Below are 13,156 nucleotides of genomic sequence, written 5' to 3'. Positions count from 1 at the left end.
AAAATCACACATGAAATCAGGTACAAGGTTCCAGTTATCATTTATGATGTTCCTTGAGTTTTTTATTTGGGGAGCTTGGTTTGTTACATTGGGGACATTTCTGCCAAAAAATTTGAATGCTTCGGGTTTTGAAATTGCCAATGTATTTTCCACCCAGTCCTGGGGGGCGATTATCGCTCCATTTATCATTGGCCTGATTGCCGACCGGTTTTTCAATGCTGAAAAAATCCTGGGCCTGCTGCACCTCGTGGGTGCGGTGCTGATGTACATGATGTTTAAGGCTGAAAATGTCGCCGTATTCTATCCTTATGTACTGGCTTATATGATCCTGTATATGCCCACGCTGGCATTGGTAAATTCAGTATCCTTCAACCAGATGCAAAGCCCGGAAAAACAATTCCCTTCCATCCGTATCTGGGGAACCATTGGCTGGATTGTCGCAGGGCTGATCATCAGCTTTGTGTTCCACTGGGACAATGAACAGAACAATGCTGCCAATGATACACTGAGAAATACTTTTGCCATGGCAGCCATTGCCTCACTGGTACTCGGGCTGTTTAGTTTCACCCTGCCCAAGACACCGCCCAAAAAAGCGGAAGCAGGCGCGTCTATCAGTCAGATTCTGGGCCTGGATGCCCTCAAGCTGCTGAAGGATAAAAACTTCCTGATCTTTTTTATCTCCTCCGTCTTAATTTGTATTCCCCTGGCCTTCTATTATCAGAATGCCAATAATTATCTTACAGAAATCGGACTCAGCAATCCAACCGGCAAAATGACGATCGGTCAGGTTTCGGAAGTTTTGTTCCTGCTGCTGATCCCCTTTCTGTTCAAACGCTTCGGATTTAAGAAAACGATACTCATGGGCATGCTGGCCTGGGCAGTCAGGTATTTACTTTTTGCCTATGGTAACGCCGGCGAACTCTCCTTTATGCTGATCCTGGGTATCGCCCTGCATGGTATCTGCTATGACTTTTTCTTTGTATCCGGTCAGATATACACCGACTCCAAAGCCGGAGAAAAATACAAAAGTTCTGCACAGGGTCTGATCACACTGGCTACTTATGGTGTGGGACAGTTGATCGGTTTCTGGGTCGCCGGATATGTCGGGAACCATTATAAGGAACTGACTTCCGTCTCAGCAGGCGCCTTCTGGAAACAGGTCTGGATCGTGCCCGCAATTATCGCAGTGGTGGTAATGATTATATTTGCGCTGTCCTTTCATGACAAGACCCAGCAAAAAATAGAAACGAATGAATAATCCGTCACGCAGAAAAATGCTGAAGACCTTGGCTGCCGGCACCCTGGTTGCCGGCCTGAGTCCCCTGGAGCTTCTGGCAAATCAAGAAAATAACATGAGTAAACTGAAAGGAAATATCAATCACAGTGTATGCCAGTGGACATTTGGTAAAGTGCCCCTGGAACAGTTATGCACTACTGTCAAACAAATGGGTTTACAGGCCATCGACCTGCTGGCACCCAAGGACTGGCCGGTCATTCAGAAACACGGCATTACCTGCAGTATGTGTTATATCCCGGGGAAAGTCAGCCTTACCGATGGCTTCGCGGGGAGTGACTTTCATCAGGGCCTTATTAAGGATTACGAAGAAGGCATTCCCCTGGTAGCCAAAGCTGGGTACAAAAACCTGATCTGCTTCAGCGGCAACCGCAGGGGCATGGACGATGAGACCGGGCTGAACAATTGCGTGGAAGGGTTAAAGAAAATCCTCCCCCTGGCGGAAAAAAACAAAGTAGTGCTGGTGATGGAATTGCTGAACAGCAAACGGGATCACAAAGACTACATGTGTGATCATACGGCCTGGGGAGTGGAACTCTGCAAAAGACTGGGCAGTGAAAATTTTAAACTGCTCTATGATATTTATCATATGCAGGTTGATGAAGGCAATGTGATACAAAATATCAGAGACCATCATCCCTATATTGCCCATTATCATACCGCTGGGGTTCCGGGCAGACATGAGCTCAATGACCAGCAGGAGCTCTACTATCCGGCCATCATGCGGGCTATTCTGGAAACGGGTTTTAAGGGTCATGTGGCACAGGAATTTATTCCCACCGGAAAAACTGATGCTGAAAATTTCAAAAACCTTGAGCAGGCCATTAAAGTATGCGATGTTTAAATTACAAGTCAATTATTAAATTCTATTACATATGGACAGAAAGCATTTTTTGAAAATAAGCGGAGGCGCGGCGCTGGGTGTGGCGCTGGGTTCCTGTTCCGGCGGCAAGAACAGTTTGGGTTTTAACGGCACCATCAAAAACCCGGGTTTACAATTATATACCCTTAGGGATGACCTGCCCAAAGACCCCAAAGGCATTTTAAAGCAGGTGGCTTCCTTTGGCTATAAACAAATAGAAAGTTACGAAGGACAACAGGGCATGTTCTGGGGCATGAGCCATAAGGATTTTAAAAAATATATGGACGACCTGGGCATGACCATTGTCAGCAGCCATTGCGACCATACCAAGGATTTTGAACGAAAAGCAGCTGAAGCCGGCGAAATCGGTATGAAATACCTGATCTGCCCCTGGTTGGGTAAGCAGAGAAGATTGGATGATTACAAAAAAGCCGCTGAAGGCTTCAACAAGGCAGGCGAGATCTGCCGGAAAAACGGTATCCGGTTTGCCTACCACAATCATGACTACTCCTTCAGAAAACAGGATGGCGCCTTCCCTCAGGATATCTTCATGGACAGTTGTGATCCCGCCATTGTCGATTTTGAAATGGATATGTACTGGGTAGTCACGGCAGGTCAGGATCCGGTGGAATGGATGAAAAAATACAAATGGCGCTTTAAACTCTGCCATGTAAAAGACCGTAAGAAGAATAAACCCTTCAAAGAAGGCGAACAGAATCAAAGTTGCATTCTTGGAACGGGTTCAATAGATTATAAAGCCATTCTGGGTGAGGCCAAGAGTCTGGGCATGCAATACTATATTGTAGAGCAGGAAGCCTATGAGAAGACGCCTTTGGAATGTGCCAAAGCAGATGCCACCTACCTGCGCCAACTGGTATTCTAGGAAATCGCTGTATCACTGAATTTAAGGTTTTGTCTACCGGCAAAACCTTTTTTATGGCCTGAACGGTCTTAATGCTGAAATATTACACCTATAGCAACGGTATGATTCCAGGTGCATTCAACTGAACCCGGACGACTACTTCACTTTCCACTCATGCACCCCTGAAGAAGCTTCCCCGGGTAGCTGAACCACCAGTTTTAGTGCCGTCGTCCTGACGGGTTTAAAACAAAGCTTATCGTAGGTATTTTTGGTTGTCGTATAAGGTTGCAGGGCTTGGACCTCCAGCCATTTACCGTCTTTCAGATATTCCACATGCCAGGCAGCGGGGAGGCTGCAGCCACCCCAGGGTTTATCATCATACCAGTAAACCTCCACTTCCTGTACCTCATAGGACTGGTCGAAATCATATTGCAACCACTCCTTCTGATTTTTGTTGGGCCACCAATGCAGATAACTCATGCTGTGATCAGCAGCTTGTTGCGGATCGTACTGATCGTTCAGGGAACGGAGCATCAGCTGGCTCACATCGGAACCGCTGGCTTTGCTTTTACTCGCGATGGTTGGTGCCGGGGTAGGCCGGGCCCGGGAGGTACTATAGGGAATCCAGACTTCCATCTCCCCCGCTCCCCGATTGTTCCAGCTGTAGTAAGGTATGGCGGTCACTGTAGCCTTGGTCTTTTTAAGTTCACCATCTGCGGCCGTCCTGGCCACGATGGTACCTTCTGCGCTGAGTTCCATAATGCCGTTAAGCTTATCGGAACGATAACGATCGGTAAATACAGCACTGGTGTCCACCACCAGATTCATGACGGCACTATCTGGTTGATCTTTGCCTTCCAGGCAATAGACAATGGGCCCCCGTTGCAGGGCAAAAAAACCGGAATCTGCCGCTACCTGTTTATTGGCCAGGACTTTCTGCACCGGCATGGGCAGCACAAAACGCAACTTATCGCCCGGCTGCCAGTTTCTGCTAATAACGGCATAGCCTTTTTCCAGGTGGTATTCAATCGCAGTGCCGTTCAGCAGAATTTCGGGTTTCCAGGATCCCGACCCGTCCAGGAACCGGTACAGGTCACCAGGTACTGCCTCACCGGCCGCCCAACCCGGAATGCGCAGTTTGAGCACGAAATCCTTATTTTTCTGGGGATCCACGATGACTTCTACAGCGCCCTCCCAGGGATAGCGGGTCTGTTGCCGGAGCTGAACAGGTCCCTTTTCAAGTTGAAGCGTTGCCTGATTGGCCACATAGAGATTGATATAGGCTTCATTCTTACGCTGGGCATAAATATAACCTGGCATTGAAGGCATAAACCGGGCCACATTCGAGATACAGCAGGCGCAGGAAAACCAGGCACTCCGGCGGTGCTGCCCCACAGAAGCCAGCGGATTGGGATAGAAAAAACGGTCTCCGGACAGGGAAACACCCGAAAGTAATCCGTTATACAGGGTCTTTTCCAGCACATCAATATAGCGGCTATCGCCATGGAGTAAAAACATTCTTTCATTCCAGTAGACATTGGCAATCGAAGCACAGGTTTCAGCATAAGCACTCATATTGGGCAGGTCATAAGCTTTTCCAAAGGCTTCCCCGTTTCCGGTAGCACCGATACCGCCCGTAATATACAATTTCCGGTAGACCACATCCTGCCAGATGGCATCAATGGTATGCAGGTAATCCTGGTCACTGGTCAGGGCAGCCACATCAGCAATTCCGGTATACATATAAGTGGCCCGCACGGCGTGACCCACGGCTGTTTTCTGATCCACCACGGGCTTATCTGACTGACTGTACGTAGAAGCATACCGACTTTTGTTCCTGCCACGGATGTCCAGAAAAAATTTGGCCAGCTTCAGATAGGATTCGTTACCGGTTACCCGGTACATTTTAACCAGTCCGATTTCTACAATCTGATGACCCGGCCATTCCTCCAGTTTGCCGGGACCAAAAGTCTGCACCAGCAGGTCCGCATTTTTAATTGCAATATTCAGAAAACTGCGCTTTCCGGTCGCCTGAAAATGCGCCACGGCCGACTCAAACAGATGCCCGGAATTATACAGTTCATGGCTCAGCTGCTCTTCCTTTACCCAGCGTTTCTCTCCGATCCAGTCATGTGGGTGGGTTACTTTGGCGGTGCGGAATGTATAGAGGTAGCCGTCTTTTTCCTGCGCAGCACCAATCAGTTCAATCAGGCTGTCCAGCTGAAGATCCAACAGCTGATTGTATTGAACCTGCAGGCTATAGGAAGCCCCTTCTATGAGTTTATAAATATCCGTATCGTCGAAAGTAAAATCAGTAAGCTTGTCGCCGGCGGGCATCCGACCGGCTGCCTTTTTAAAATTGTCCATCCGACCATGTTCCCGGCACATTCTCAGGATATAGGGGATGGTCACTGTCGCGTTAACATCTACTTTGGGCTTCCAGAATGCATCTGTAAGATGAACCTGGGTAAAAGCCACCGGTTGGATCTCATAGTCCTTTTGTTGTGCAACACCGGTTGTTGCCTGGGTCAACAAAAAAGGCACCATGCCTGCTGCAATAAAATTTTTCACTGAATTCTTTTTTGAGTTGATGAAGCAAATGCGTTACTGTTCCTACATCGAAATCCTGGGGTCAAGTCACCTGTTCTTCCAGACATCACCCGCCATGGCATTGCAGGATTTTATTTGTCAAAGCTACAATTTTAAATTCAATAACGATGGCAGCTCAAAACAAAGTTACCATCTTCTTTATGAGCGGCAGGCGATTACAGCGCGACAATGAGTTAAAATCGTTGGCAAATCGGGTAAATATTGTCAAGGTGCTTCGCTCATTTAAAGATAGTTTTGAAAAAAAATCTATGGTAACAATTAACTGGAAAGGCGTTTTCCCTGCTATTCTTACACCCTTCAAACAAAATGAGGAAATCGATTATGACATGTTCGAAAAGAACCTCCAGGCGCAGATTGCCGCGGGTGTCCACGGCCTGATTATTGCCGGAAGCCTGGGTGAGGCCAGTGCCCTTTCGACGACAGAAAAAATGGACTTACTCCGCTTTGCCAAGACAGTTGCAGCAGACCGGGTTCCGGTCCTCCTGAACCTTACGGAAAATACTACACGTGATGCCATCCGGTTTGCAAAAGAAGCACAGGATGCCGGAGCCGATGGCTTAATGGTACTGCCCCCCATGCGTTATCGGGCCGATGACCGGGAAGTGGTCACGTTTTTTAAGGCCGTGGCCCAGGCCACCCGCCTGCCTATACTGATTTATAATAACCCCGTCGATTATGGCATCAATATCACGCTGGACATGTTTGAGGCCCTGATTACGGAGCCGAATATACAGGCCATCAAGGAATCAACCCGGGACCTGACCAATATTACACGCCTACGCAATAAATTCGGCGACCGGCTGGCTTTGTTTGGGGGCGTCGATACAATTTGTCTGGAGTCCCTGGTATTAGGCGCCGACGGCCTGGTGGCGGGGCTGGTGGATGCATTCCCGAACGAGACCGTCTATCTTTACGAGCTGGTAAAAAAAGGAGATTTTACCAAAGCCATTGAAATTTACCGTTGGTTCATGCCCTTGCTGGAACTGGACATCCACCCCAAACTGGTGCAGTATATCAAACTGGCGGCCAGCTACGAAGGCTTGAGTACGGTATATACCAGAGCACCCCGATTGGAACTCGTGGGAATTGAAAAAGAAAATATTACCCGGATTATACAATCGGCGATTGCCAGCCGGCCCCTTATCAGTACCTGAATAGGAAGGCCGTCCGCTCAGGCTACGCCCGGTACAGCGACCGCGGCGGTGGCATAAATGATGCCGTTGTTGGCTCCATAAGCTTCCGGTCCCCTAATCATTTTTTCAACTAAAAAAAGCCATATGACCCTACCGGTACCTCATAAATTCCTGTTGCTTCTGTTTGGTTTGTCACAACTGTGGAATCCCTTCAATGTGCTGAAAGCACAGGCGCCACCCGGGTACGAGCATACTACGCCATTGGAACCGGTTATTGTGCAATACCAGCAGGACCTGCAGGCGGTCAACTATTTCTATGGACCTATGCCTCAGGGCTGGTGGGTTCGGTCGCCGGCTGTAACACCCCCCGAGCAATCTGAGGCCCTGCTCAAAATTCAGGAACAGTACCTTCAACGACTGCAGGCGCTGAATTTTCAGCAGCTCGGCACCAATGGTCAGGTGGATTATATTCTGCTGAAAAGGAAGTTGGAAAGCGCAATGGCAGATTTGCATCAGCAACAGGAACAATACCAGCGACTGCATTCCTATTATCCTTTTGCCGATGCCCTGTTAGGTTTGGAACAAAAAAGAAGACGGGGCCATCAACTGGACGCCGCAGCAACTGCGGCACTGCTCACTGAAAAGACGATTGTCGTGGAAGGGTTGGACACTGCGACCGGTAACGGGCCGGAGTTAAAAGACACGGATGCCCGTTTTATAACATCACTGCTGCGCAATCTCCGGGATCGTCTAAAATCTGTTTATGAATTCTATAATGACTATGACCCGGAATTCAGCTGGTGGATTCCACAGCCCTATAAAGCGCTGGACACTGCGCTCCATCATTATATCCAGACCCTGCAGCGAAAAAGCGATCGCCAAGTGTACCATGACGGCAGCCAGATATCGGGATCCCCGATCGGACGAAAGGCTCTAGAAAAGCAGTTAAGGGAAGCCTGGATCAGTTACAGCCCTGAGGAATTATTACGACTGGCGGACCAGGAATTCAGCTGGTGTGAAAAGGAAATGTTGAAGGCCACCCAAGAGATGGGATTAGGGACCGACTGGAAAGCCGCACTGGAAAAGGTAAAAAACACTTATGTTCCACTCGGCCAACAGCCAGAACTTATAAACCAGCTCTATGAAGATGCCCAGGCATTTATTGCCAAAAATCAATTGATAAAAGTTCCGGAACTGGCGGACCAGACCTGGGGCATGATCATGATGAGTCCCGAAAGGCAACTGGTGAATCCATTTTTTACGGGCGGCAGGGAAATCAGCATCTCCTACCCCACCAGCAGTATGTCGCAACAGGATAAACTGATGAGTATGCGTGGGAACAACCCTTATTTTTCCCGTGGCACTGTTCAGCATGAGCTGATTCCCGGACATCACTTGCAATACTTTATGACCAGCCGGTACAAACCCTACCGGGCAGAAATCTTTGGCAATCCGTTCTGGACCGAGGGCTGGGCGCTTTACTGGGAGCTATTGCTCTACAGCAAAGGTTTTGCGCAGACACCGGAACAACGCATCGGCATGCTGTTCTGGCGCATGCATCGCTGTGCCAGAATTACTTTCAGCATCAAATTTCATCTGGGCCAGTGGACACCCCGGCAATGCGTGGATTATCTCGTCGATAAAGTAGGTCACGAAAGAGCCAACGCCCATGGGGAAGTTAAAAGATCTTTTGAAGGCATGTATGGGCCGCTCTATCAACTGGCTTATCTGGTAGGCGGACTGCAGTTTATGCACCTGAAATATGAACTGGTCGATTCAGGAAAGATGAGTTATATCGAATTTCACGATCGCATACTTAAAGAAAATTACCTGCCCATCGAATTGCTCAGAGCAGTACTGCTCAATCAGCCGCTGCGCCCCGATTATGAGACCCGGTGGCGGTTTTATGACTTCAAACACTGATTCATGCAAGACCCTCAATTCAAACAATCCCTCGGTCTGCTGGATGCCACCATGTTGGTGGCCGGCAGTATGATCGGGTCGGGCATTTTTATCGTTGCAGCAGATATTTCCCGCAACACGGGCTCGGCGGGTTGGATGATGCTGGTCTGGGCGATAGCGGGTTTTATGACCATCATTGCAGCCTTAAGCTATGGGGAGCTGAGTGCCATGTTCCCTAAGGCCGGAGGACAGTATGTGTACCTGAGAGAAGCTTACGGACCGATGGTCAGCTTTGTCTTTGGCTGGACTTTTTTCACCGTCATACAAACAGCCACCATCGCGGCTGTGGGTGTGGCTTTTGCCAAATTCACCGCCTATCTGTTGCCTTCGCTGGATGAGGATGTCTTTGTGCTGATACTGGGAAACCTTAAAATATCCGCAGCGCAGCTGGTCGCCATTACGGTAATAATCATCCTTAGCTTTATTAATTCCCGTGGGATCACCAGCGGTAAAAATGTCCAGACCTCATTAACCCTGATCAAAATTCTGAGCCTGCTGGCACTGATCCTTTTTGGATTTATGGCCTTCAAACATGAAATATGGCAATTCAACTGGTTACAGGAAGATACCTGGCTGCTCAGACAGTTGGGGCGTGATGGCAATTATCAGACTTATCCGAATAGTTTTACTGCGTTGGGCGCTTTCTCGGCGGCCATGGTAGGCGCCTTGTTCAGCAGTGATTCCTGGCATAGTTCTTCAGCAGTTGCCGGAGAAATCAAAAACCCCAGGCGAAATATCGGAATGAGCCTGGCGCTGGGAACATTGCTGGTCACCGCACTCTATCTGATCACCAACCTGATGTATACTTCGGTACTCAGCCTGCCGGAAATGGCGGCAGCTCCCAAAGACCGGGTGGTGATGCGGGCAGCCTCTGAGATTTTTGGCCCCTTCGGCATTATCATAATTGCCATTATGATCATGATCAGTACTTTTGGCTGCAACAATGGGCTGATTATGGCCGGCGCCCGTGTGTACTATTCAATGGCCGAAGACGGCCTATTTTTCCGTAATATCAGGAGGCTTAATAAAGCAGCGGTTCCCGGAAATGCACTTTGGCTGCAATGTGGCATTGCCTGTGTCTGGTCCCTGTCGGGTAAATACGGCGATCTCCTGGATATGATTACCTGTGTGGTGGTCATTTTCTATGTCCTGGCCATCACAGGTGTCATGCTGCTGCGTAAGAAAAGACCGGATCTGGAGCGTCCCTACAGGGCTTTCGGTTATCCGCTGCTGCCGGTTCTATATATAATTATGGGTACCGGCTTCATTATATTGCTCGTCATTTTTAAACCAGGCTATACCTGGCCGGGGATCGGTATAGCCCTGCTGGGCATACCCGTGTACTATCTTGTCAGGAGAAAAAGAGTCCTGTCGGTAAAACCATAAAATGTCAACATATGAAACGGATCTTACTGCTATTGGTACTGCTCTATAGTGTAAAAGGTTTTTCACAGGGCCAATTGTCCGATTATCAACATGCCGCACAACTCAAGACAAGGCTACATAATAGCGTTTACAATATACCCCGGACCATATATTGGAATCAGCGTGGCGATTGCTTCTGGTACGAAAAGCCACTGGCCGGGGATCGATCCGTTTATGTGCTGGTGGATACCCGAACCCGCAAAAAAGAAATTCTGCTGACACTTGACGATATCTCTTCGGCATTGACCAGCGTCCTGAAACGACCGGTAGCACTTAAAAATTTGAGTGGAAGGCAGCTGAAGCTCAGATCTACCCGGGAATTGGAACTCTGGGTGGAGAATGCCCTTTGGCGCTGGGACCGAACAAAAGGACAACTCACCAAAATAAAGGATTCTGTAGCAGATCGCCATGCAGATTATGAATACTGGGGCCGGGTACGGGATCAGCGGAACGGGCGGTCCATCCCTTCGCCGGACAGGAAATACGAAGCCTTCGTTAGAGATCATAATCTCTACCTGCAGCCTTTCGGCGACAGCAGCCATGCCCGGCAAATCAGTTTTGACGGAACAGCCGATCATTATTATTCCTCCAGAATCCATTGGTCTCCGGACTCCAGAAAGCTGGCTAGTTCCCGCATCGAACCGGTCGGCGTACGTAAGCTCACCTTGATCGAATCCAGCCCCGCCGATCAATTGCAACCCAGGGTGCTAACCCGGGATTACCCCAAACCTGGCGACTCCTTGCCGCAGTATCTGCCCGTTATCTATAATCTGGACCAGGCCCGACTTTTGCAGGCGGATTCTAACCTGATCCGCAACCAATTCTCCATTTCCTGGCTGGACTGGGTTTCCGACAGCCGGACCCTGCGTTTCGAGTATAATAAAAGAGGCCATCAGCAATACGCGGTTATGGAGCTGGATGCCGGAACAGGTGAGACCCGTACCCTTATCAACGAAACCAGTAATACTTTTATCGATTACAGCGGGAAAAAGTTCCGGCATGACATCGAGGGCGGCCAGGAAATCATCTGGGCTTCGGAAAGGGATGGCTGGAACCACCTCTATTTATTCGATGGCAGGACCGGCCGGCTGAAAAATCAAATTACCAAAGGCGCTTGGCCGGTACGGGATGTAATAGATGTCGATGAGCAGTCTCGAAAAATCATATTTGCTGCCGGGGGCAGGGAAAGCGGACAGGACCCCTACCTGCTACATTATTACCGGATCGGTTTTGAGGGAGACAATCCCGAAATGCTGACACCTGAGCCTGCAAATCACCGCGCCATTTTCAATGCTACATCCACACTTTTTGTCGATATCTTCTCCCGGGTGGATCAGGCACCGGAGATGGTGCTGCGGGATATCTCCGGAAAACGCCTGATGGAACTGGAGAAAGCCGATATTACAGACCTGCTGGTTACCGGCTGGAAAGCGCCCGAAGTCTTTCATGCCAAGGGTCGGGATGGGCAGACTGATATCTGGGGTATTATCATCCGGCCGGATAATTTCGACGCCACAAAAAAATATCCGATTATCGAAAATATCTATGCCGGGCCACAGGGCGCCTTTGTACCCAAATCCTTCAGTGTCAATCCGGCGGGTATGTATGAACTGGCCGCACTGGGATTTATCGTTGTGCAGATCGATGGGATGGGCACCTCCTACCGGTCCAAGGCATTCCAGGATATCGCTTATAAAAACCTGAAAGACGCAGGTTTACCGGACCGAATACGATGGATCAGGCAGGCCGCATCCCGGTATCCGCAAATGGACACCAGCCGGGTAGGCATCTATGGAACTTCCGCAGGAGGTCAGTCTGCAGCCGGCGCACTGCTCTTTCATCCGGAGTTTTATAAAGTGGGCGTTGCCTCCTGTGGCTGCCACGACAACCGTATGGATAAAATATGGTGGAATGAACAATGGATGGGCTGGCCCATCGGCCCCGAATACGCAGCGTGTTCCAATGTAGAAAATGCCTATCGCCTACAGGGAAAACTGTTGTTGATCCTGGGGGAAATAGATGACAATGTGGATCCCTCATCTACTTATCAGTTGGTCAATGCGCTTATAAAAAATAAAAAAGCACATGAACTGGTAGTTGTTCCGGGACTCGGTCACAGTTCAGGTGGTGACTACGGAGAACGCAAAAGACGAGATTTCTTCGTGAAGCATCTACTGGGTACCGAACCTCCTGCCTGGAATAGCTATTGAGCCTGACTTCTGTAATTTTCAGAGAGTGACATTGAATACTAAACAAGATGGATCAGCTTCTGCTCCAAACATCACAAAATACTCCCAGGTAAAAAGGCAGGGGCTGACCCACAGGGTACAGTTTATCTCCGACAGTGAGAAAAAACCATCAGCACAATATCCATTCGATGTAAACATCAACTGATTACTTGCGACTACAAAATCGTGCACCTATCTTCTTTACATTCTAAAAATCAAAAGGAATATGTTCTCCCATCAGGCTGTTCAGATAAACTTCCAAAGCGGTGTATCCACTTATTGTTACTTTGTTCCTGTCTTCGGGAATTGAAGGATTCAAACCTTTTTTTGTCTCCCACCTGTCATCCATTCCATCATGATCATTGTCGGTTATCGTATTGTAGGTGTTATATACCGGCCAACCACCAACATCTGAAGGACTGTCGATAATACCGCTTTGCGCATAATTATTAAATTGACCATGATAGGTAGCGGTCCCGGTAACAGCCTCGTGAATAACCCTTTGATCGATGGGATCACGTGGAAAAGCACCAGATTTTATCATGATCGTATTAAATGCATTCTCCGCAGGCTCAGTGGTTATCGGGTATTTCACCTCATGATGTGCTGACTTTAAATCATCGATCGTGACCGTGACACCCTCGGGTACATTCTCTATATACTCGTCAATGTCCAAACCCAGATAATTGTCGGTATTTAGGGCCGCACTGGCCGATCCATCAATGTAGTTACCACTAAGATGCCATTTCGTATAATAGGTGCCCTGGGCGCCAACCTCGT

9 protein-coding genes are annotated in these 13,156 nt (G+C 48.8%); 7 read left to right on the top strand and 2 right to left on the bottom strand.

What is annotated here, in order from left to right; translation table 11 throughout:
- Window positions 1-10 precede the first annotated feature (10 nt).
- Genes ACYVI9_RS05780 through ACYVI9_RS05770 form a run of 3 tightly spaced genes read left to right on the top strand, consistent with a single transcriptional unit; the run spans window position 11 to window position 3,039 of the window.
- Window positions 11-1,258: a nucleoside permease gene (locus ACYVI9_RS05780; protein ID WP_460761881.1), complete on the top strand. Its 1,248-nt coding sequence runs from the start codon at window positions 11-13 to the stop codon at window positions 1,256-1,258.
- Window positions 1,251-2,138: a hydroxypyruvate isomerase family protein gene (locus tag ACYVI9_RS05775; protein ID WP_460761878.1), complete on the top strand. Its 888-nt coding sequence runs from the start codon at window positions 1,251-1,253 to the stop codon at window positions 2,136-2,138. The genes ACYVI9_RS05780 and ACYVI9_RS05775 overlap by 8 nt, the downstream gene beginning before the upstream one ends.
- A 31-nt stretch (window positions 2,139-2,169) precedes the next feature.
- Window positions 2,170-3,039, top strand: a complete 870-nt coding sequence (locus ACYVI9_RS05770; RefSeq protein ID WP_460761876.1) for a TIM barrel protein — start codon at window positions 2,170-2,172, stop codon at window positions 3,037-3,039.
- Window positions 3,040-3,174: 135 nt separating this feature from the next.
- Here ACYVI9_RS05770 and ACYVI9_RS05765 read toward each other — a convergent pair whose 3' ends face one another.
- Complete coding sequence (locus ACYVI9_RS05765; RefSeq protein WP_460761874.1) at window positions 3,175-5,589, bottom strand: glycoside hydrolase family 127 protein; 2,415 nt, start codon at window positions 5,587-5,589, stop codon at window positions 3,175-3,177.
- Between the two features lie 146 nt (window positions 5,590-5,735).
- Between ACYVI9_RS05765 and ACYVI9_RS05760 the strand changes: the two genes are divergently transcribed.
- From ACYVI9_RS05760 to ACYVI9_RS05745, 4 genes are all read left to right on the top strand, one after another.
- Window positions 5,736-6,782: a dihydrodipicolinate synthase family protein gene (locus ACYVI9_RS05760; RefSeq protein WP_460761871.1), complete on the top strand. Its 1,047-nt coding sequence runs from the start codon at window positions 5,736-5,738 to the stop codon at window positions 6,780-6,782.
- A 123-nt stretch (window positions 6,783-6,905) separates the two neighbouring features.
- Entirely contained in the window at window positions 6,906-8,684 is a 1,779-nt protein-coding gene (locus ACYVI9_RS05755; protein WP_460761869.1) for a DUF885 family protein, read from the top strand.
- Between the two features lie 3 nt (window positions 8,685-8,687).
- On the top strand, window positions 8,688-10,109 hold the full coding sequence (locus ACYVI9_RS05750) for an APC family permease (protein ID WP_460761866.1): 1,422 nt from the start codon (window positions 8,688-8,690) through the stop codon (window positions 10,107-10,109).
- A gap of 11 nt (window positions 10,110-10,120) precedes the next feature.
- Complete coding sequence (locus ACYVI9_RS05745; RefSeq protein WP_460761864.1) at window positions 10,121-12,358, top strand: S9 family peptidase; 2,238 nt, start codon at window positions 10,121-10,123, stop codon at window positions 12,356-12,358.
- Window positions 12,359-12,584: 226 nt separating this feature from the next.
- Here the strand turns inward: ACYVI9_RS05745 and ACYVI9_RS05740 are convergent, their stop codons facing one another.
- On the bottom strand, window positions 12,585-13,052 hold the full coding sequence (locus ACYVI9_RS05740) for a hypothetical protein (RefSeq protein WP_460761861.1): 468 nt from the start codon (window positions 13,050-13,052) through the stop codon (window positions 12,585-12,587).
- Window positions 13,053-13,156 lie beyond the last annotated feature (104 nt).

It is taken from the genome of Niabella terrae (assembly GCF_054783135.1).
The sequence above is the reverse complement of the archived record's forward strand: the minus strand, read 5'-3'. Positions and strand labels throughout refer to the sequence as shown.

What these genes read in the sequence shown, in the direction of transcription:
- ACYVI9_RS05775 (WP_460761878.1), top strand. Translation starts at nt 1,251, where the DNA reads ATGAATAATCCGTCACGCAGAAAAATGCTGAAGACCTTGGCTGCCGGC.
- ACYVI9_RS05780 (WP_460761881.1), top strand. Translation starts at nt 11, where the DNA reads ATGAAATCAGGTACAAGGTTCCAGTTATCATTTATGATGTTCCTTGAG.
- ACYVI9_RS05760 (WP_460761871.1), top strand. Translation starts at nt 5,736, where the DNA reads ATGGCAGCTCAAAACAAAGTTACCATCTTCTTTATGAGCGGCAGGCGA.
- ACYVI9_RS05755 (WP_460761869.1), top strand. Translation starts at nt 6,906, where the DNA reads ATGACCCTACCGGTACCTCATAAATTCCTGTTGCTTCTGTTTGGTTTG.
- ACYVI9_RS05770 (WP_460761876.1), top strand. Translation starts at nt 2,170, where the DNA reads ATGGACAGAAAGCATTTTTTGAAAATAAGCGGAGGCGCGGCGCTGGGT.
- ACYVI9_RS05745 (WP_460761864.1), top strand. Translation starts at nt 10,121, where the DNA reads ATGAAACGGATCTTACTGCTATTGGTACTGCTCTATAGTGTAAAAGGT.
- ACYVI9_RS05750 (WP_460761866.1), top strand. Translation starts at nt 8,688, where the DNA reads ATGCAAGACCCTCAATTCAAACAATCCCTCGGTCTGCTGGATGCCACC.